Origin of the sequence: Streptomyces sp. AM6-12 (genome assembly GCF_044327085.1) — a bacterium.
Taxonomy (GTDB): Bacteria; Actinomycetota; Actinomycetes; order Streptomycetales; family Streptomycetaceae; genus Streptomyces.
In genome coordinates this window covers 535,705-555,610 of the sequence record NZ_JBIQWN010000001.1, presented here as the reverse complement: position 1 = coordinate 555,610, position 19,906 = coordinate 535,705, and the positions used below count along the sequence as shown (strand labels likewise).

At 73.6% G+C, this 19,906-nt stretch carries 18 protein-coding genes and 1 riboswitch; of the genes, 10 read left to right on the top strand and 8 right to left on the bottom strand.

What is annotated here, in order from left to right:
- Positions 1-178: 178 nt before the first annotated feature.
- From ACE4Q9_RS02355 to ACE4Q9_RS02340, 4 genes are read left to right on the top strand one after another with little or no spacing between them, the layout of a single operon-like run.
- Positions 179-3,256, top strand: a complete 3,078-nt coding sequence (locus ACE4Q9_RS02355; protein WP_397982510.1) for an FAD-binding and (Fe-S)-binding domain-containing protein — start codon at positions 179-181, stop codon at positions 3,254-3,256.
- A 9-nt stretch (positions 3,257-3,265) separates the two neighbouring features.
- Positions 3,266-4,375 (top strand): enolase C-terminal domain-like protein, encoded by a 1,110-nt coding sequence (locus tag ACE4Q9_RS02350; RefSeq protein ID WP_397982509.1) that lies wholly within the window; start codon positions 3,266-3,268, stop codon positions 4,373-4,375.
- 31 nt (positions 4,376-4,406) lie between these two features.
- Complete coding sequence (locus tag ACE4Q9_RS02345) at positions 4,407-5,417, top strand: SDR family oxidoreductase (protein ID WP_397982508.1); 1,011 nt, start codon at positions 4,407-4,409, stop codon at positions 5,415-5,417.
- A 9-nt stretch (positions 5,418-5,426) separates the two neighbouring features.
- A complete protein-coding gene (locus tag ACE4Q9_RS02340) occupies positions 5,427-5,927 on the top strand; it encodes a metallophosphoesterase family protein (protein WP_397982507.1) in 501 nt (166 codons plus the stop codon).
- Between the two features lie 21 nt (positions 5,928-5,948).
- Here ACE4Q9_RS02340 and ACE4Q9_RS02335 read toward each other — a convergent pair whose 3' ends face one another.
- Genes ACE4Q9_RS02335 through ACE4Q9_RS02315 form a run of 5 tightly spaced genes read right to left on the bottom strand, consistent with a single transcriptional unit; the run spans position 5,949 to position 11,822 of the window.
- Positions 5,949-7,172: a VWA domain-containing protein gene (locus tag ACE4Q9_RS02335; RefSeq protein WP_397982506.1), complete on the bottom strand. Its 1,224-nt coding sequence runs from the start codon at positions 7,170-7,172 to the stop codon at positions 5,949-5,951.
- A gap of 5 nt (positions 7,173-7,177) precedes the next feature.
- Positions 7,178-8,053, bottom strand: a complete 876-nt coding sequence (locus ACE4Q9_RS02330; RefSeq protein ID WP_397982505.1) for an AAA family ATPase — start codon at positions 8,051-8,053, stop codon at positions 7,178-7,180.
- Between the two features lie 15 nt (positions 8,054-8,068).
- Positions 8,069-8,923 carry an FAD binding domain-containing protein gene (locus tag ACE4Q9_RS02325; RefSeq protein WP_397982504.1) on the bottom strand — a complete coding sequence of 285 codons (855 nt, stop codon included), beginning with the start codon at positions 8,921-8,923 and terminating at the stop codon, positions 8,069-8,071.
- Positions 8,920-11,301, bottom strand: a complete 2,382-nt coding sequence (locus ACE4Q9_RS02320) for a xanthine dehydrogenase family protein molybdopterin-binding subunit (protein ID WP_397982503.1) — start codon at positions 11,299-11,301, stop codon at positions 8,920-8,922. The genes ACE4Q9_RS02325 and ACE4Q9_RS02320 overlap by 4 nt, the downstream gene beginning before the upstream one ends.
- Positions 11,298-11,822: a (2Fe-2S)-binding protein gene (locus ACE4Q9_RS02315; protein WP_397982502.1), complete on the bottom strand. Its 525-nt coding sequence runs from the start codon at positions 11,820-11,822 to the stop codon at positions 11,298-11,300. Before ACE4Q9_RS02315 ends, ACE4Q9_RS02320 begins: the two co-directional genes overlap by 4 nt.
- A gap of 296 nt (positions 11,823-12,118) precedes the next feature.
- Between ACE4Q9_RS02315 and ACE4Q9_RS02310 the strand changes: the two genes are divergently transcribed.
- Positions 12,119-13,144, top strand: a complete 1,026-nt coding sequence (locus ACE4Q9_RS02310; protein WP_397982501.1) for an alcohol dehydrogenase catalytic domain-containing protein — start codon at positions 12,119-12,121, stop codon at positions 13,142-13,144.
- A gap of 396 nt (positions 13,145-13,540) precedes the next feature.
- On the opposite strand, the gene ACE4Q9_RS02305 is transcribed toward ACE4Q9_RS02310, so the two are convergent.
- Together ACE4Q9_RS02305 and ACE4Q9_RS02300 are read right to left on the bottom strand one after the other, a co-directional pair.
- On the bottom strand, positions 13,541-14,401 hold the full coding sequence (locus ACE4Q9_RS02305) for a bifunctional 5,10-methylenetetrahydrofolate dehydrogenase/5,10-methenyltetrahydrofolate cyclohydrolase (protein ID WP_397982500.1): 861 nt from the start codon (positions 14,399-14,401) through the stop codon (positions 13,541-13,543).
- A 26-nt stretch (positions 14,402-14,427) separates the two neighbouring features.
- A riboswitch (ZMP/ZTP riboswitch) is annotated at positions 14,428-14,508 on the bottom strand.
- A 361-nt stretch (positions 14,509-14,869) separates the two neighbouring features.
- On the bottom strand, positions 14,870-15,235 hold the full coding sequence (locus ACE4Q9_RS02300) for a nuclear transport factor 2 family protein (RefSeq protein ID WP_397982499.1): 366 nt from the start codon (positions 15,233-15,235) through the stop codon (positions 14,870-14,872).
- A 171-nt stretch (positions 15,236-15,406) separates the two neighbouring features.
- Here ACE4Q9_RS02300 and ACE4Q9_RS02295 point away from each other — a divergent pair, with 171 nt between their 5' ends.
- Complete coding sequence (locus tag ACE4Q9_RS02295; RefSeq protein WP_397982498.1) at positions 15,407-15,709, top strand: hypothetical protein; 303 nt, start codon at positions 15,407-15,409, stop codon at positions 15,707-15,709.
- 88 nt (positions 15,710-15,797) lie between these two features.
- Here the strand turns inward: ACE4Q9_RS02295 and ACE4Q9_RS02290 are convergent, their stop codons facing one another.
- On the bottom strand, positions 15,798-16,574 hold the full coding sequence (locus ACE4Q9_RS02290; protein ID WP_397982497.1) for an acyltransferase domain-containing protein: 777 nt from the start codon (positions 16,572-16,574) through the stop codon (positions 15,798-15,800).
- Between the two features lie 312 nt (positions 16,575-16,886).
- Between ACE4Q9_RS02290 and ACE4Q9_RS02285 the strand changes: the two genes are divergently transcribed.
- From ACE4Q9_RS02285 to ACE4Q9_RS02270, 4 genes are all read left to right on the top strand, one after another.
- Entirely contained in the window at positions 16,887-17,975 is a 1,089-nt protein-coding gene (locus ACE4Q9_RS02285; RefSeq protein ID WP_397982496.1) for an S-(hydroxymethyl)mycothiol dehydrogenase, read from the top strand.
- Positions 17,975-18,604: an MBL fold metallo-hydrolase gene (locus ACE4Q9_RS02280; protein ID WP_397982495.1), complete on the top strand. Its 630-nt coding sequence runs from the start codon at positions 17,975-17,977 to the stop codon at positions 18,602-18,604. Before ACE4Q9_RS02285 ends, ACE4Q9_RS02280 begins: the two co-directional genes overlap by 1 nt.
- A 28-nt stretch (positions 18,605-18,632) precedes the next feature.
- Positions 18,633-19,001: a DUF4180 domain-containing protein gene (locus ACE4Q9_RS02275; protein ID WP_397982494.1), complete on the top strand. Its 369-nt coding sequence runs from the start codon at positions 18,633-18,635 to the stop codon at positions 18,999-19,001.
- A 94-nt stretch (positions 19,002-19,095) separates the two neighbouring features.
- The gene (locus ACE4Q9_RS02270; protein WP_397982493.1) at positions 19,096-19,890 is read left to right on the top strand and encodes an SDR family NAD(P)-dependent oxidoreductase; all 795 of its coding nucleotides are present in this window, start codon (positions 19,096-19,098) and stop codon (positions 19,888-19,890) included.
- Positions 19,891-19,906 lie beyond the last annotated feature (16 nt).

Here is a 19,906-nt window from a genome sequence, read left to right as displayed (position 1 = left end):
TAGGTCCGTCAGGAGGAACTGTCCAGTCGGAACTGTTCAGCTTTGCCTGACGAACTCGCGGGTACTCGTCGGGCGACCCGTGACGGCGGCCCGAGAACTCCGCCGAGGCAGGCGGGTGGAAGAACGGTCCGGTAAGGCGGCCGGAGAGGAACCGATCCGGCGGACGCGAGGAGCACGGATGACCACTGGGGACTTGAGCCGCACCGGCGAGCGGACCGACCGCGCCGCGCTGGCCGCGGCCCTGCGCGCCGAGGTGGACGGCGAGGTCCGCTTCGACGCCGGCAGCCGCGGCGCCTACGCCACCGACGGCTCCAACTACCGGCAGGTGCCCCTCGGCGTCGTCGTCCCCCATACGGTGGAGGCGGGCGCCCGCGCGGTCGCGGTGTGCGCGCGGTTCGGGGCCCCCGTGCTGTCCCGCGGCGGCGGCACCAGCCTGGCCGGGCAGTCCACCAACACCGCCGTCGTGATCGACTGGAGCAAGTACTGCACCAGTCTGATCAGCGTGGACGCCGAACGGCGCACCTGCGTGGTGGAGCCCGGCATCGTCCTCGACGAACTAAACGCCCAACTCTCCCGCCAAAAACTCCAGTTCGGGCCCAAGCCGTCCACGCACAGCCACTGCGCGCTCGGCGGCATGATCGGCAACAACTCCTGCGGCGCCTCCGCCCAGGCCTACGGCAAGACCGTCGACAACGTCCGGCGCCTGGAGATCCTCACCTACGACGGCACGCGCGCCTGGGTCGGCCCCACCCCGCCCGCCGAACGGGCCCGGATCATCGCCGGCGGCGGCCGCCTCGCCGAGATCTACACCGGCCTCGACCGCATCGCCACCGACTACCTGGCCGACATCCGCCGCGGCTACCCGAAGATCCCGCGCCGCGTCTCCGGCTACAACCTCGACTCGCTGCTGCCCGAGAACGGCTTCGACGTGGCCAAGGCGCTCGTCGGCAGCGAGGGCACCCTCGTGACCGTACTGCGCGCCGAACTCGACCTGGTGCCCGTGCCGCCGTACCAGTCGCTGCTCGTCCTCGGCTACGACGACATCTGCGCCGCCGCCGACGACGTCCCCCGCCTCCTGGAGCACTGCTCGCCCACCCAACTGGAGGCCCTGGACGGGCGCATGGCCCAGCTGATGCGTGAGGAGGGCGCCTACCTCGACTCCCTCAACATCCTTCCTGAGGGCGACAGCTGGCTGATGGTCCAGTACAGCGGGCACAGCCAGGAGGACGTCGACGAACAGGCGCACGCCCTGCTGGCCGCCGTCGGCCGCGACGAGCACGGCCCCGACGTCGCCTTCTCCGACGACCCGGAACGCGAGCAGAAGATGCTCAAGGCCCGCGAGGCCGGCCTCGGCGTCACCGCGCGCCCGCCGGACGGCCGCGAGACCTGGGAGGGCTGGGAGGACTCCGCCGTACCGCCCGAACGCCTCGGCGACTATCTGCGCGACCTCAAGAAGCTGTTCGAGGAGTTCGACTACGACCACCCGTCCCTGTACGGCCACTTCGGGCAGGGCTGTGTGCACACCCGCATCCCCTTCGACCTCAGGGCCGCCGAGGGCGTCGCGGACTTCCGCCGCTTCCTGGAACGCGCCGCCGACCTCGTGGCCTCCTACGGCGGCTCGCTCTCCGGCGAGCACGGCGACGGGCAGGCCCGCGGCCAACTGCTCACCCGCATGTTCGGCGAGAGACTGGTCACCGCCTTCGGTGAGTTGAAGGACCTCTTCGACCCGGACGACCGGATGAACCCCGGCAAGGTGGTGCGACCGCAGCCGGTCGACGGGCAGTTGCGCCTCGGCGCCGACTGGCGCCCGGACAGCCCCGAGACCCGCTTCGGCTTCCCCGACGACGAGCACTCCTTCACCCGCGCGGTGCTGCGCTGCGTCGGCATCGGCAACTGCCGCAGCCACTCCGGAGGGGTCATGTGCCCCTCCTACCGGGCCACTCGGGAGGAGGAGCACTCCACGCGCGGGCGGGCCCGGCTGCTGTTCGAGATGCTCAACGGGCACGCCGACTCCGCCATCCAGGACGGGTGGCGCTCCACCGCCGTCCACGACGCCCTCGATCTGTGCCTCGCCTGCAAGGGCTGCAAGTCCGACTGCCCGACCGGCGTCGACATGGCCACCCTCAAGGCGGAATTCCTCTCCCACCACTACGAGGGGCGCCTGCGGCCCGCCGCGCACTACGCCCTGGGGTGGCTGCCGCTGTGGGCCCGGCTGTCCCGCCTCGCGCCGTCCCTGGTCAACTCCGCGCTGCACGCCCCCGGTCTGGCCCGCGCGGGCAAGCTGCTGGCCGGGGTGGACGGCTCCCGTGCGGCGCCGGTGTTCGCCGAGGAGTCCTTCGTGCAGTGGTGGCGCGCCCGTGAGGGGGAGCGGCCGGACCCGGCCGACCCGCGCACGGTCCTGCTGTGGCCGGACACCTTCACCACCTACTTCCACCCCGCGATCGGACGCGCGGCCGTCCGTGTCCTGGAGGACGCCGGATTCCGGGTCGCCGTCCCCACCGAACCGGTGTGCTGCGGCCTGACCTGGATCTCCACCGGCCAACTCGACACCGCCAAACGGGTGTTGCGGCGCACCCTCGGCGTGCTCGCGCCCTATCTGGAGGCCGGCACCCCGGTGATCGGGCTCGAACCCTCCTGCGCCGCCGTCTTCCGCTCCGACGCCCCCGAACTGCTCCCCGCCGACCAGGACGTCCAGCGTCTCGCCGGGCAGTTCCGCACCTTCGCCGAACAGCTCGTCCACCACGCCCCGGACAGCTGGCAGCCGCCCGGACTCGCCCGCCAGGCCGTCGTACAGACCCACTGCCACCAGCATGCCGTCCTCAAGGACGACGCCGACCGCGAACTCATGCGGCGCGCCCACCTCGACGCTGACGTCCTCGACGAGGGCTGCTGCGGGCTGGCCGGGAACTTCGGCTTCGAACGCGGCCACCACGAGGTCTCGATGGCCGTCGCCGAACAGGGGGTGCTGCCCGCGGTGCGGGGCGCCGCGCCCGACAGCCTGGTCCTCGCCGACGGGTTCAGCTGCCGCACCCAGATCGAGGAGGGCGGCACCGGCCGGCGCGCGCTGCACCTCGCCGAGGCTCTGGCGCTCGCCCTCGACGGCAACCTGCCGAGCGAACAGCCCGAGCGCCTCGCCGACCGCCCGTCCCCGCCGTCCCGCACCGCCCGCTGGGCGACCGCCGCCGCCCTGCCCGCTGCCGTCGCCCTGCCCGCGGGCGCCGCGCTCGCCCGGCGCCTGCTGCGGCGCCGCGCCTGAGGAGCCCGCATGAGCGACCGGCCGACCATCGACGCCCTCGACACCGCCGTCTACACCGTGCCCACCGACACGCCCGAGGCGGACGGCACCCTCGCCTGGGACCGCACCACCCTCGTCCTGGTCACCACCCGCAGCGGCACCACCACCGGACTCGGCTACACCTACGCGCCCGCCGCCACCGCCGACCTGGTGCGCGAGGTGCTCGCCGGCACCGTCACCGGCCGCCCGGCCTTCGATGTACCGCGCGCCAACGAGGAGATGCTGCGGGCCGTGCGCAACGCCGGACTGCCCGGCGTGGCCGCGCAGGCGATCTCCGCCGTGGACATCGCCCTGTGGGACCTCAAGGCCCGCCTCCTCGGCCTGCCCCTCGTCCACCTGCTCGGCGCCGCCCGCGACGAGGTGCCCGTCTACGGCAGCGGCGGCTTCACCACCTACGACGCCGAGCGGCAGGACCGCCAACTCCGCGACTGGACGCAGGAGTCGGGCATCCCCCGCGTGAAGATCAAGATCGGGGAGTCCTGGGGCCGCCGTACCGATCGCGACCTCGAACGTGTCGACCGGGCCCGAGCCACCATCGGCGACGCGGCGGAGCTGTACGTCGACGCCAACGGCGCCTACACCGGCGGCCAGGCCCGGCGCCTCGCAGGCCCCCTCGCCGCGGCGGGCGTCACCTGGTTCGAGGAGCCCGTCTCCTCCGACCACCTCGCCACCCTCGCCGATCTGCGCCACCGGCTCCCGATGGACGTCACGGCCGGTGAATACGGCTACACGCTCCCGTACTTCGCGCACCTGATCGACGCCGGGGCCGTCGACTGCCTCCAGGCCGACGTCACCCGCTGCGGCGGCATCACCGTCTGGCTGCGCGCCGCCGCGCTCGCCCACGCGCACGGCATCGACATCTCCGGCCACTGCGCGCCGGCCGCCCACGCCCACGCCGCCGCCGCGGCGCCGGGACTGCGCCATCTGGAGTGGTTCCACGACCACGTCCGCATCGAGCGGCTGATCTTCGACGGCGTCCTGGACCCGAGCGGCGGAACCGTCACTCCGGGCGCCGACGGGGCACCCGGACTGGGACTGTCCCTCGCGACGGAGCGTGCGGAGCCGTACCGGGTGAAGTGAATCCACCGACAAGGAAAGGGAGTCGAACGCCATGCCTACGACCGTCGTGATCACCGGCGCCAGCGCCGGGATCGGCCGCGCCACCGCCCGCCGCTACGGCCGGCGCGGGGCCAATGTCGTCCTGGTCGCACGCGGCGAGGGCGGCCTAGCGGCAGCCGCCGACGAGGTCGCGGCGCTCGGCGGCCGCCCCCTCGTCCAGCCCGCCGACATGGCCGACCCGGCCCAGGCGGAGGCCGTCGCGGCAGCCACCGAGCGGGAGTTCGGACCCATCGACGTCTGGATCAACTGCGCCTTCGCCTCCGTGTTCGGGCCCTTCGACGAGATCACCCCGGACGAGTACAAGCGCATCACCGAGGTGACCTATCTGGGCTTCGTCAACGGCACCCGCGCCGCCCTCGCCCGGATGCTGCCGCGCGACCGGGGCACCATCGTGCAGGTCGGCTCCGCGCTCGGCGAACGCTCGATCCCGCTGCAATCGGCGTACTGCGGCGCCAAGCACGCCATCAACGGCTTCACCTCCTCGCTGCGCACCGAACTCCTGCACCGCGGCAGCCGGGTGCGCGTCACCATCGCCCAGATGCCCGCCGTGAACACCCCGCAGTTCGACTGGGTCCGTTCCCGCCTGGACCGCCACCCCATGCCGGTCCCGCCGATCTACCAGCCGGAGGTCGCCGCCCGCGGCGTCGTGTACGCGGCCGATCACCCCCGCCGCAAGCAGTACTACATCGGGGCCTCCACCGTCGCCACCATCTGGGCGAACCGCCTCTTCCCGGCCCTCCTCGACCGCTACCTGGCCCGCACCGGTTACGGCTCCCAGCAGACGACGCGCATCCCGCCCACCGGCGAGGACAACCTCTTCACCCCCGTCGACCGTGACCCCGCCGCCGACCGGGGCGCCCACGGCGCGTTCGACGACAGCGCGCACGCCCACTCCTGGCAGGAAGCCCTGGTGCGGCACCCCGCCGGCACGGCCCTCGGCGCGGGCGCGGCGGCCCTCGCCGCCGTCGCGGGCCTCCGCCGCCTGACCCGCTCCGCGGCCTAGGCCGAGACCGTGCGTCTCCTGCTCGTCTCCGACACCCATCTGCCCAAGCGCGCCAAGCGGCTCCCGGACGAGCTGCTGGACGAACTCCCGCGCGCGGACGCGGTGGTGCACGCCGGGGACTGGGTGGACACGGCCACCCTCGATCTGCTGGAGCACCGCAGCCGCCGGCTGATCGGGGTGTACGGCAACAACGACGGGCCCGAACTGCGCGCGCGGCTGCCCGAGGTGGCGTACGCCGAACTGGGCGGGCTGCGCTTCGGGGTGGTGCACGAGACCGGGTCCGCGCAGGGCCGCGAGGCCCGCTGCGCCGCGCGCTTCCCCGACCTCGACGTGCTGGTGTTCGGGCACAGCCACATCCCCTGGGACACCACCGCCCCCGGCGGCCTGCGCCTGCTCAACCCCGGCTCGCCGACCGACCGCCGCCGCCAGCCGTACTGCACCTATATGACGGCCGAGGCGGCGGCCGGGACGCTCACCGAGGTGACCCTGCACCGGCTGCCGCGACGGTAGTACGGCGTGCGGTCGAAGGAATCAACGCCCGGCCCCCGCCGCCGGACCCAAGCCGCCCTCCCTCCCCGGGACCTCATCGGCCTCCGCCCCGCGCACCACCGCCGCGAGCCGTTCCAGGGCCGCCAGGCTGTGTCCCGTCACGAACGCGTCCACGCTCGGCAGTGCCGCCGCCATCCCCGCGGCCGTCGGCGCGTAACCCGGCCGCGCCTTGCGGGGGTTGGCCCAGATCACCCGGTGGGCCAGTGCGTGCAGTCGGCGCATCTGGGCGCCCAGCAGCGCGGGATCGTCGCGCTCCCAGCCGTCGGAGAGCAGCACGACGACCGCGCCGCGCGCCATGCCCCGCTGCCCCCAGCGGTTCAGGAACTCGCGCAGCAGCTCGCCCAGCCGGGTGCCGCCCCGCCAGTCGGGCACCGCCGCCGCGACCGCCGCCATCGCCGTGTCCGGGTCCCGCGGGGACAGTTCGCGGGTCACCCGGGTCAGGCGCGTGCCGATCGTGAAGACCTCCGTACGGCCGCCCCGCGCCGCCGCGTGGGCGAAGCGCAGCAGCGCGTCCGCGTACGGCGCCATCGAACCGCTCACATCCACCAGCAGCACCACCCGGCGCGGCCGGTCCACCCGGGCGTGCCGGCGTAGCCGGGCCGGTTCGCCGCCGCGCCGCAGCAGTTCGCGCACGGTACGGCGGGGATCCACCGCCCCGCGCCGCGCGGGGCGCCGCCGCGCGGAGCGCCGGGCCTCGCCGCGCAGCGCGAATGCCGCCAGCAGACGGTGGAGTTGGGCGCGCTCGGCGGCGTCCAGCGCGGCGATGTCACGGTGCCGCAGCACCTCGGTGGAGCTGGCCAGCACCGCGGCGGGCGGGCCCATCGGATCGCGTTCGCCCCCGGCACGGCCACCGCTCGCCGCGTCACGCGCGCGCAGCCGGGGCCGGGGCGGGGCAGGGGCGCGGACGGTCGGCAGGGAGGTGGACCCGTCGGCGTGACCGAAGTAGGCGGCGAACACCCGCTCGTAACGCTCCAGGTCGTCCGGGGAACCGCACAGCGTCGCCCGCCCCGCCACGCGCACATCCGCCCGTACTCCGGGCCGCAGCACGGACACGGCCCGCAGGAAGGCGTACACCCGCTCGGTGCTCGCCTCGACCCCCGCCGCCCGCAACGCCCGTACGAAGCCGAGCAGTACGGCATCCGCCCCGGCGAGCCCGGCGCCCGCGACCCCAATCTCCGGCGTGTCCTCCTGTCCGCCGCCGGCCATACCGCTCACCCGCCCCGCGCCGCCAGCACCGCCGCCAGGTCGAGCCCTCGCGCCCGGTCCGTGTCCTCCCGGTACTTCAGGACCGAACCCAGCGTGGAGACGGCGAGTTCCGCGTCGACCTCGTTCGCGCCCAGGGCGGCCAGCGCCTCGGCCCAGTCGATGGTCTCCGCGACACCCGGCGGTTTCACCAGGTCCGCACCGCGCAACGCCTGGACGAGTGCCGTCACCTGCTCGGCGAGCCGCACCGACACCGACGGCAACCGACGGCGCACGATGGCCAGTTCGCGGGCGAAGCCAGGATGGTCGAACCAGTGGTACAGGCACCGTCGCTTCAGCGCGTCGTGCACCTCACGGGTCCGGTTGGAGGTGAGGACGACCACCGGCGGCACCTCGGCCCGCAGCGTGCCCAGTTCCGGGATCGTCACCGCGTACTCGGACAGCAGCTCCAGCAGGAACGCCTCGAACTCGTCGTCGGCCCGGTCGATCTCGTCCACCAGCAGCACCGACGGCTGTGTCTGGAGGGCCTGAAGCAGCGGCCGGGCGACGAGGAACCGCCGGTCGTACAGCTCGCCCTCCAGCCGCTCCGCGTCCCGGACCCCGGCCGCCTCCGCCGCGCGCAGATGCAGCAGCTGACGCGGGAAGTCCCAGTCGTACAGGGCCTGCGAGGCGTCGATGCCCTCATGGCACTGCAACCGGATCAGCGGCGCGCCGAGCGCCTCGGCGAGGGCGGCGGCGAGCGCGGTCTTGCCGACGCCCGCGTCGCCCTCGCAGAACAGCGGCCGGTGCAGTCTCAGCGCCAGGTAGCAGGTGACGGCCAGTCCCTCGTCGACGAGGTACCCCGTCTCCTCCAGGCGGGCCCGCACCTGGTCCGGGCCCTCCATCCCGGTGATCGGCGCTCACCCCATCCCGGCGGCGGTCAGCACCGCCCGCCTGGTCAGCACCTGTGCCAGATGCGCCCGGTAGTCGGGTGCGGCCGAGGCGTCCTGCCCCGGCTGGGTGCCCTCGGCCACCGACCGCGCGGCCCGCGCCACCGCGTCCGGCCCGTCCGCACCGGCCAGCGCCGCCTCCGCCGCTCTCGCCCGCAGCGGGGTCGCGCCCATGTTGGTCAGGCCGACCCGCGCCTCGGCGATGTGCCCGTCCTCCCGGCGCACCATGGCCGCGATCCCGACGATCGCCCAGGACTGCGCCACCCGCTGGAACTTCTCGTAGTGGAAACCCCAGCCGTCCGCCTTCGGCAGCCGCACCTCGACCAGCAACTCGTCCGGGGAGAGCGCCGTCTGGAGATAGCCGACGAAGAACTCCCGTGCCGGGATGGCGCGTCGGCCGTCCGGGCCCGCCGCGACCAGTTCGGCGTCCAGCGCCAGCGCGACCGCGGGCAGATCGCCGGCCGGGTCGGCGTGCGCCAGCGAGCCGCCGAGCGTGCCCCGGTGCCGTACCGCCGGATCGGCGACGGTCGCCGTGGCGGCCGCCAGCAGGCCCGCGTGGCGGCGCACCAGCGGATCGCGGATCACGCCGTGGTGGGTGGTGAGCGCGCCGATCACCAGGGTGTCGCCGTCCTCGCGCACCCCCGCGAGTCCAGGGATCCGCCCCACGTCCACCACGAGTTCGGGGAAGGCGAGGCGCAGTCGCAGCAGCGGTAGCAGGCTCTGCCCGCCGGCCAGCACCTTCGCCTCGTCGCCCGCCTCACCGAGCAGCCGTACCGCCTCCTCGACGGTCTTCGGGCGGGCGTACTCGAACGCCGGGGGAATCATGCCGTCGCCTCCCTCACCGCGCGCCACACCCGCTCCGGGGTGCAGGGCATCCGTACGTCGTGGACGCCCAGCGGCCGCAGCGCGTCCACGACGGCGTTGACCACGGCGGGCGTCGACGCGATCGTCCCGGCCTCGCCGACCCCCTTCACCCCGAGCGCGTTGGACGCCGCGGGGGTCTCGGTCCGGTCGGTCACGAACTCCGGCAGATCGGGAGCCGAGGGCACGAGATAGTCGGCCATGCTGCCGGAGACCAGGTTGCCCTCGTCGTCGTAGACGGCCTCCTCGTACAGCGCCTGCGCGATGCCCTGCGCCAGCCCGCCGTGCACCTGACCCTCCACGATCATCGGATTGACCACCTGGCCGACGTCGTCCACACAGACGTACGACCTGATCCGCGTCCGCCCGGTCTCCGTGTCGACCTCGACCGCGCACAGATGGGTGCCGTGCGGGAAGGAGAAGTTCTCCGGGTCGACCACGTGCTCGGCGTTGATGGAGGGTTCCACCCCGTCGGGCAGATCGTGGTTGGTGAACGCCTCGAAGGCGATCTCCTGGATGGACTTGCGCGCCTCCGGGGAGCCCTTCACGGAGAAGACGCCCTCCCGGAACTCCAGGTCCTGCTCGCTCGCCTCCAGCAGATGCGCGGCCACCTTGCGCGCCTTGCCGACCACCGTGGTCGCCGCCCGGTGCACGGCCTCGCCGCCCACGGCCAGTGACCGCGAACCGTAGGTGTCCATGCCCTGCGGGGAGGACTTGGTGTCGCCGTGCAGCACCTCGACGTCCTCGAACGGCACGCCGAGCACGTCCGCCGCGATCTGGCTCCAGCAGGTCTCGTGTCCCTGCCCGTGCGGGCTGGTCCCGGTGACCACCTCGACCTTGCCGGTGGGCAGCATCCGGATGCTCGCCGCCTCCCAGCCGCCCGCGCCGTACCTCAGGTCGCGCAGCACCCGGCTCGGCGCCAGGCCGCACATCTCCGTGAACGTCGACACGCCGATGCCCAGGCGCACCGGATCACCGCGCTCGGCGCGCTCACGCTGCTCGGCGCGGAGCGCGTCGTAGCCGAACAGGTCGAGCGCCTTCGCGGTGGCCGCCTCGTAGTCGCCGCTGTCGTAGGTCAGCCCGGCGATCGTGGTGTACGGGAACTCCTCGTGCCGGATCCAGTTGCGGCGCCGCAACTCCACCGGGTCCACTCCCAGTTCGGCGGCCAGCTCGTCCATGATCCGCTCGATCGCGAACGTCGCCTCCGGACGGCCGGCGCCCCGGTAGGCGTCGGTGGGCGTCCGCGTCGTGAAGACACCGGTGCAGGTGAACTCGTAGGAGTCCATCTTGTAGATCGCCGGGTACATGAACGCGCCCAGGATCGGGATGCCCGGTGTGACCAGCATCAGATAGGCGCCCATGTCCGCGATCAGGTCCACCTTCAGGCCGAGCAGCCGGCCCTCGCGGGTGGCCGCGACCTCGATGTCCTGGATCATGCCGCGCCCGTGGTGGGTGGCGAGATAGCCCTCGGAGCGGGACTCGCTCCACTTCACCGGCCGCCCCAGCCTGCGCGCGACCGCGAGGGCCAGGGCCTCCTCGCCGTACACCTGGAGCTTGGAGCCGAAGCCGCCGCCGACGTCCGGGGCGATCACCCGCAGTTTGTGCTCCGGGATGCCGGTGACCGTGGCGAGCATGATCCGCAGGATGTGCGGGATCTGGGTGGCCGAGTACACGGTGTACTCGCCGGAGGCGGCGAGCGGGGTGACCACGACCGCGCGCGGTTCCATCGCGTTGGGGATGAGCCGCTGCTGGTGGTAGCGCCGCTTCACCGTCACCTCGGCGCGCCCGCGCACCGCCTCGAAGCTCTCGCCGGCGGCCAGCGGCCAGGTGTAGCAGCGGTTGGTGCCCTTGTCGGCGTGGACCAGCGGGGCGCCCTCGGCGAGCGCCGCCTCCAGGTCGAGGACCGGGGGCAGCGGCTCGTAGTCGACCTCGACGGCCTCCAGCGCGTCGGCCGCCGCGTACCGGTCGCGCGCCACGACGACCGCCACCGGGTCGCCCGCGTAGCGGACCTCCTCCACCGCGATCGGCGGATGGTCGGGCAGCACGATGTCCTCGGTCACCGGCCACGCGCAGGGCAGCGAGCCGAGCCCTTCGGCGAGGTCCGCGCCGCTGAACGCGGCGAGCACACCGGGGCGTTCGAGCGCCGGCGCGACATCGACACGGGTGATACGGGCGTGCGCCATCGGACTGCGCAGGATGGCCAGGTGCAGCAGCCCGGCGACCTGGATGTTGTCGGTCCAGGTGGTCTGCCCGGTGAGCAGCCGGGCGTCCTCCTTGCGCAGCCGGGACCGGCCGACCTCCCGCCCCGCGCCGACCCCGCCCGCCACGGCCTGATCGGTCATGCCCCGACCTCCTCGCCGATCTGCGCTCCGGACGGGGTCTCGGCCCGCGCCCCCGCGCCGTCCTCCTGTCCGGCGGCGGCGAGCACCGCGCGGACGATGTTCTGGTAACCGGTGCAGCGGCAGAGATTGCCCTCCAGGGCGTCGCGCACCTCCCCGGAGGTGGGGTGCGGGTTCTCCCGCAGGAGGTCCCGCGCCGCCATGATCATGCCGGGGGTGCAGTAGCCGCACTGAAGACCGTGCTGCTCGTGGAACGCGCGCTGGAGCGCCGTCCACTCGCCGTCCCTCGCCAGCCCCTGCACGGTCGTCACCGCGGAGCCGTCCGCCTGGACGGCCAGCACCGAGCAGCTCTTGACGGTCGCGCCGTCCAGGTCGACCGTGCACGCCCCGCAGCTGGAGGTGTCGCAGCCGATCGGGGTGCCGGTCAGTCCGAGGCGGTCGCGCAGATAGTGGGCGAGGAGCAGCCGGGGCTCCACGTCGTCCTCGTAGACCGTGCCGTCCACGGTCACCTTGATGTGGGTCATGCGCCCTCCAGACCGTGCGGGCAGGAGTCGACTATCAGCCGGTCCGGCGTGATGTAGGTCACTCTATGACTGGGGTGCGGGCCCGGCGAGCGCTACGGCCGCTGCGGCCCGAATTTGTTGAGGGTTAACCCATCGCCTGGCGAGGGGCGCTCCGATGTGCACGGAGCGTAATGGGTCGTCGCCCGGGGTAACCACGCCTTCGGCGCGCGGAATCCGGCGGGAACTGGTCTGCTGGGAAACGGGCGGGCCGCCGTACCCTTGCCCGTCGCTCGCGAGACCCTTCCGCGGAGAGATCCATGAGTAGCTATCGAGTCGCCCAAGTGACCGCCGCGAACGGCACGTTCGAGCTGGCTGAGCGGGAGATGCCGAGTCCCGGCCCCGGACATGTGCGGATCGCCGTCGAGGCGTGCGGCGTCTGCCACAGCGACGCGCTCTTCGTCAGCGCCGCGGTGCCCGGCATCACCTTCCCCGAGGTACCCGGACACGAGATCGCCGGGCGGATCGCGGAATTGGGAGAGGGGGCGGCCGACCGCGGCTGGCAGGTCGGCGACCGGGTGGCCGTGGGCTGGTTCGGCGGGAGCTGCGGCTACTGCCGGGCCTGCCGCGAGGGCGACTTCATCGTGTGCGAGCGCCTCAAGGTGCCGGGCTGGGCCTACGACGGCGGCTTCGGCGAGCAGGTGGTCGCGCCCGTCGACGCCCTGGCCCGGATCCCGGACGCGCTCGCCGCGAGCGACGCGGGGCCGATGGCCTGCGCGGGTGTCACCACCTTCAACGGGCTGCGGCGCAGCGCGGGGCGGCCCGGCGACCTGGTCGCGGTGCTCGGCCTGGGCGGGCTCGGGCACCTCGGCGTGCAGTACGCGGCCGCGATGGGCTTCGAGACGGTCGCGATCGCCCGCGGCCCCCAGAAGGCCGACTTCGCCAAGCAGCTCGGCGCCCACCACTACATCGACAGCACCGCCGCGACGCCGGTCGCCGAGGCGCTCCAGTCCCTCGGCGGCGCCAAGGTCGTCCTCGCCACCGCCGGCAACTCCGAGGCCATCGCCGCCACGGTGGACGGCCTGGGCCACCGCGGCGAACTGGTCGTCATCGGCGCGGACATCGCCCCCCTCGGCATCAACCCGAACCAACTCCTGATGGCCGCCCGCGTGGTCCGCGGCCACCCCTCCGGGACCTCGCGGGACATCGAGGACACCATGGCCTTCAGCGTCCTGCACGGCATCCGTCCGATGACGGAGAAGGTCCCGCTGACGGAGGCGGACGCGGCGTACCGGAAGATGATGGCCGGGAACGCGAGGTTCAGGATGGTGCTGGCGGAGGGGTGAGCGGGGGAGCGGGGAGCCGGGGCGGGAGCGCGGGGCAGGGCGGGTGCGGCCGGCTCCCGCCGCGCGCAGCCGGTACGGCCAACTCCCGTCAGGCGGAGCCGAGTACGACCGGTAGGGCCGAGCCGTGGACCGCGGAGCCGAGTGCGACCGGGCGGTGAAGTCCCGTACGGGGCGGCCGCGTACGGCCGGGCGGTCATGCACCGTACGGGGCGATCGCGTACGACTGGGCGGTCAAGCCCCTTACGGGGCGGCCGCGTACGACCGGGCGGTCAAGCCCCTTACGGGGCGCCCGCATCGACCGGGTGGTCAACTCCCTTACAGGCAAACCGCGTACGACCGGCGCGCGGCCGGGTCTCGCGGTCACGCGGCCGGCTGTGACCGGCCCGTCCCCTTCCGTCAGGCCGCCGCACGCCCCCCTGCGGCAGTTTCCGCCGCCGTCACCGTCTGTTCCAGTAGCGTGGCGATCGTCATCGGGCCGACGCCGCCCGGCACCGGGGTGATCAGCGAGGCCCGTTCTACGGCCGAGTCGAAGTCGACGTCGCCGACGTTCCCGGCGTTGTAGCCCGCGTCGATCACGATCGCGCCGGGCTTGATGTCCTGGCCCCGCAGCAGCCGGGGCCGGCCGACCGCGGCGACGACGATGTCGGCCTCGCGGACCGCCGCCGACAGATCACGGGTGCGCGAGTGGCAGTACGTCACCGTCGCGTCCCTGGCCAGCAGCAGCATGCCCACCGGCTTGCCGAGGATCGCGCTGCGGCCCACCACCACGGCCCGCTTGCCGGCCGGATCGACGCCGTACTCGTCCAGCAGCCGCAGGATGCCGCCCGGCGTGCAGGACACGAAGCCCGGCAGGCCGAAGCTCATGGTGGCGAAGGAGGCGAAGGTGACCCCGTCGACGTCCTTCTCGGGCGCGATCGCCTCGAACGCCGCCCGCTCGTCGATGTGCTCGCCCACCGGGTGCTGGAGCAGGATTCCGTGCACCGCCGGATCGGCCGACAACCCCCGCAGTGTGCCCACCAGTTCGGTGGTGCTCGTGTGCGCGGGCAGGGCCACGTGCCGGGAGGTGATGCCGGCCTTGCGGCAGCGGTTCTGCTTCATCCGCACGTACGTCACGGACGCCGGGTCCTCGCCGACCAGCACGGTCGCGAGACACGGCGTGACACCGGTCCGCGTGGTGAGTTCCGCCGCCCTGCGCGCGGTGTCCCCGACGATGCGACGGGCGAGGGCGGTTCCGTCCATGAGACGGGCCTGGGTCATGCGGCACACTCCTGAGCTGGATCGATTCGACTCGCCCAGGCGCGCGGCAACCACGATGGACCGCTCCCCGGTGGTACTCCACCTCAGCGCCAGTCACGGCCGGGTACAGCGTAACCGAGGGGCGTACGAGGCCGAGGACCGGGCGCCGGGCCGCGTACGCCGATGCCGTCACGACCCGCGTGCCCGCCCTCAAGTCCCGGCGCCCTGGGCCGGGTTGGCTCAGCTGGACCGGTGTGGCTCAGCGCGTCCGTCCGTGCCGCACCAGCCGGACCCGCGGCGTCCGCGGCACCGCGACCCGCGGACGCCCCCGCACCACCCTCAGCACCGACCGCACCACCGCCGTCGTCACCGGGCCACCCACCCCCGAGACCGGCCCGCGGCGCCGGGGCCGCGCCCGGCCCACCCCCGCGCGGGCCGAGAAAGTCCAGGTCAGCCGGGAGCTGACCTGGACCCGCGCGAACCTCCTGGCTACTCGTCCCATGCCTGGATCAGGATCTGCTCGGCGATCTTCCCGTCCCGCAAGGTGATCATCGACTCGGCGAGGACGCGGGTGCCGTCCCCGTACTGGCAGGACTCGGTGAACGCGGCGTGGTCGCCCTGCACCACACACCGGTCCAGCTTGTGGATCATGTCGCGGCGGTAGATGTCGTCGAGCATCTCAGCGATCTCGCCGCGACCGTGCACGATCTTCGGGTGGCTGGGCTGGCTGTCACGGTCGACGATGCGGATCTCCGCGTCGTCCGCGTACAGGGACAGCAGCGTGTTCCCGGTGTTCCCCTCGATGCCCCGGCGCAGTGTCTCGATGTCGAAGGCGGAGCCTGTCGCGGTGCCCATGGTGACCTCCTTCAGGCGCTCGCGGCCCGGCGCACGACGGACCGTACGGCCCCGTCTTCGAGCGTCCCCCGGCCCGGCGCCCCCGGCAAGCGCACGGGACGGGCTCCGCCTCACGAGTGAGCGCGGGCCGCCACCCGTGTCCGGCCGGGCGCCCCGGCCGTTGCTGAGGGCATGATCTCAACACGCCGTATCGTCGCCGCCCTCGGTCTTGCCGCGGGGGTCACGGGCCTGGCCGCACCCCTCGCCAACGCGGCCGACGCGAGCGCCACGCACACCGGGCAGATCAACCCCATGACCGTGCTCGACACGCTCACCACCGGCAACATCCCCGCCGAGCAGCGGGCGCAGCTGCCCTCGACCTCCGAGCAGCTCAAGGCCCTCAACCAGATCAGCCGGCTGGAACAGCTCAGCGAGCTGCACCAGGTCACCGACATCGTGGCGCCGGTGACGGGCCTGGTGCCGGCCGTCGGCTGAGCCCGACGCGCGACGCCGGTGGCCGACCCGTGGTGCCGGCGGCTGGGGCCACGCCGGGAGCCGAGGCGTCACCCCCGGCACCGACGCGTCACGCCGGGGCGCCGCGCAGTCGCGGCCCGCTGCCCGTGCCCAGCACCGCCCAGTCCCGCGCCACGGCGTACGCCGCGCCGGGGGCGGTGCCGGGCGGCAGGCCGGCCGCGAGCGCCCGGAGCAGGGCGTCCGCCGGGCCCAGCTCCAGCCAGGTGCGCACCCCGTCCCGGTGCAGCCCGGCGACCACGTCCGTGAACCGCCGGGTCACCCAGCCCGGCAGCCAGAACCCCGGCTCGGCGGTCTCGGCGCCGACCGGGCGGCCGGTGACATCGGAGACGAGGGGCAGCCGCGGCGGGCTCGGGTGGAGCGTGGCGAGCGTACGGCCGTAGGCGGCGCGCAGCGCCCGCGGCGCCGCCTCGTCCGGGGCGCCGTCCAGCAGCCGGGCCAGCGTGCCGACCGCGTGGCAGGCGTCCGCGAGCGAGAAGACCCCGGCGGCGTACGCGGCGGCCATCCGCCCGGCTCCGAGCCCGAACAGCACATCGGGCCGGGCACCCCAGCTGAGCAGCAGCCGGTACTGCGCCACCTGGAGCGCGAAAAGCGCCGGCCCGGCGTACGCCACCCGGCCCAGCAGCGCCGCGGTCCGGGTGCCGGGGTCCGCGGACATCACGCATTTCAACGGCAGTTCGAGGTACGGGTCCAGACGCGCGCACAGCTCGTCCAGCGACTCGGCGAACAGCGGGAAAGCCGCCGCGAGTTCACGTTCCGTTCCACGGCGCGGCGAGGCACCGGCCGAGAACAGGAATGCGGTACGTCCCTTACGGCCATCAGCGGGCATGCCTCCATGAAGGCACGGCCGGGTAAGCACCCGGACCAGCCGGGTTCCCGCACCGCGCAAAGGAATTGCCATCAGAGAACGTCGTCATCCGGTCCGATTCTTGTGCAATTCATAAGCGCTCCTCGGGCCGGGAGGGACACGGACGCGCAGGAGGTGCCGTAGGCGGGCCCGGCCGGAGCCCCGCCGTCGTCCTCACACTGCGGCCGCTGCCCGCCGGGGGAAAGATCCACTTTCCCCGCCGTGGCCCGCTCCGCCGCCCATCGGGCGCGCGTAGGGTCTGCACCGTAAGCACTCGATGGAAGGAAACAGACCATGGCGCAGGAAGTACGCGGCGTGATCGCACCGGGCAAGAACGAGCCCGTACGAGTCGAGACGATCGTGGTGCCCGATCCCGGTCCGGGCGAGGCCGTGGTACGCGTCCAGGCCTGCGGTGTCTGCCACACCGATCTGCACTACAAGCAGGGCGGCATCTCCGACGACTACCCCTTCCTGCTCGGCCATGAGGCCGCCGGTGTGGTGGAGTCCGTCGGCGACGGTGTCACCGAGGTCGCGCCCGGCGACTTCGTCATCCTCAACTGGCGTGCCGTCTGCGGCAACTGCCGGGCCTGTCGGCGCGGCCGCCCCTGGTACTGCTTCGACACCCACAACGCCGAGCAGAAGATGACCCTCGCCGCCACCGGCCAGGAACTCTCCCCGGCCCTCGGCATCGGAGCCTTCGCCGAGAAGACCCTGGTCGCCGCCGGCCAGTGCACCAAGGTCGACCCGTCCGTCTCCCCGGCCGTCGCGGGCCTCCTCGGCTGCGGCGTGATGGCCGGCATCGGCGCCGCCATCAACACCGGCAACGTCGGCCGGGGCGACTCGGTCGCCGTCATCGGCTGCGGCGGCGTCGGGGACGCGGCCATCGCCGGCGCCGAACTGGCCGGCGCGGCGAAGATCATCGCCGTGGACATCGACGACCGCAAACTGGAGAAGGCCCGCACCCTGGGCGCCACCCACACCGTCAACTCCACGCGGCAGGACCCCGTCGAGGCCGTCCGCGAGCTGACCGGCGGCTTCGGCGCCGACGTCGTCATCGAGGCGGTCGGCCGCCCGGAGACGTACCAGCAGGCCTTCTACGCCCGCGACCTGGCCGGCACCGTCGTCCTCGTCGGCGTCCCCACCCCCGAGATGAAGCTCGAACTGCCCCTGCTGGACGTCTTCGGCCGCGGCGGCGCCCTCAAGTCCAGCTGGTACGGCGACTGCCTGCCCTCCCGCGACTTCCCCATGCTCATCGACCTGCACCTGCAAGGCAGGCTGCCGCTCGACGCGTTCGTCACCGAGACCATCCGACTGGACGAGGTGGAGAAGGCGTTCGAGCGGATGCACCAGGGCGACGTGCTGCGCTCGGTGGTGGTGCTCTGATGACCGCCCGCATCGAACACCTCGTCACCTCGGGCCAGTTCACCCTCGACGGCGGCACCTGGGACGTCGACAACAACGTCTGGATCGTCGGCGACGACCACGAGGCGATCGTCATCGACGCCGCCCATGACGCCGACGCCATCGCCCGCGCCGTGGGCGACCGCCGGCTCACCGCCATCGTGTGCACCCACGCCCACAACGACCACATCGACGCGGCGCCCGCCCTCGCCGACCGCACCGGCGCGGTCATCTGGCTGCACCCCGACGACCTGCCGCTGTGGCGGATGACCCACCCCGACCGCGAACCCGACCGGCTCCTCGTGGACGACCAGGTCATCGAGGCGGCCGGCGCCGACCTCACCGTGCTGCACACCCCCGGCCACGCGCCCGGCGCGGTCTGCCTCTACGACCCCGCGCTGGGCGCCGTCTTCACCGGCGACACCCTCTTCCAGGGCGGCCCCGGCGCCACCGGACGCTCCTTCTCCCACTTCCCGACGATCATCGACTCCATCCGCGGCAAACTGCTCACCCTCCCGCCCGAGACCAGGGTCCTCACCGGCCACGGCGACTCCACCACCATCGGCGCCGAGGCCCCCCACCTGGAGGAATGGATTAAACGCGGGCACTGAACAGCCGTGTGCGCATAGGGTCGCGGGCATGACCACGAACACGCTCGTGACCCTGCACGACGTCCGCGTCCTGCGCTGCGCCCCCGACGGCCCGCCCCTGGACGGGGAGCGCGCGGCACTGGACCTGATCGGTGACGCCTTCGGGCAGGACGCCCAGCTGGTCGAGGTGCCGGTGGCCCGGATCGCGCCCGAGTTCTTCCGGCTGCGGTCCGGTGTCGCGGGCGCCGTCGTGCAGAAGTTCGTGAACTACCGGGTGCGGCTCGCCGTCGTCGGCGACATCACGGCCCACACCGCGGCGAGCGACGCCCTGCGCGACTTCGTCCACGAGTCCAACCAGGGCGACCAGTTGTGGTTCCTGCCGGACCCCTCCGCCGTCGCCGACCGGCTCGCCAGCTAACGGCCACCTCCGGCCCAGGCCACCACCCCGGTCCGGGACGCCATCTCCGGTCCACGAGGGTGAAAGACCGCGCGGACGGCCGTACCGTCACCCCATGAGCGATCACACCCGTTTCGCGGGACACGGAGTTCTCGTCACCGCGGCGGCCCGCGGTATCGGTGCCGCGGTCGCCCGGCGGCTCGCCGAGGAGGGCGGCCGGATCCTGGTGACCGACCGGGACCCGGCCGAGGCCGAGCGGACCGCCGCCGGGCTGCGCCAACAGGGCCTGAGCGCCGAGGCGTTCGCGTGCGACGTCGCCGACCGCACCGCCGTGGAGGCGGCCGTGGCCCACGCCGTCGACGCCTTCGGCTCCCTGGACGTGCTGGTCAACTGCGCCGCCCACTGCACCCCGGACGCCCCGCGCTTCGAGGACGGCACGGACGAGTCATGGGCCCGCGACCTCGACATCACCCTGACCGGCGTCCACCGCACCTGCCGCGCCGCCCTGCCCCACCTGGCCGCCTCCGGACGCGGCGCGATCGTCAGCATCGGCTCCGTCAACGGCCTCCAGGACTTCGGCAACCACGCCTACAGCGCCGCCAAGGCCGGCCTCGGCTCGCTGACCCGCACCCTCGCCGGGCACGCGGCGGCGCGGGGCGTGCGGGTGAACCTGGTGGCGCCGGGCACGGTGCGCACCTCGGCGTGGGAGGGGCGCGCCGACGACCTGGCGGCCGTCCGTGCTCTGTACCCGCTGGGCAGGATCGGCGAACCCGAGGACATCGCCGCCGCGGTCGCCTTCCTCGCCTCCCGCGACGCCGCCTGGATCACCGGCACCACGCTGGTGGTCGACGGCGGCCTTACCTCGGTGCACACCGGCTTCCGCGCCGCCCTGCACGAGCCCCGCAACTGACCGCCCTACCGGCCCG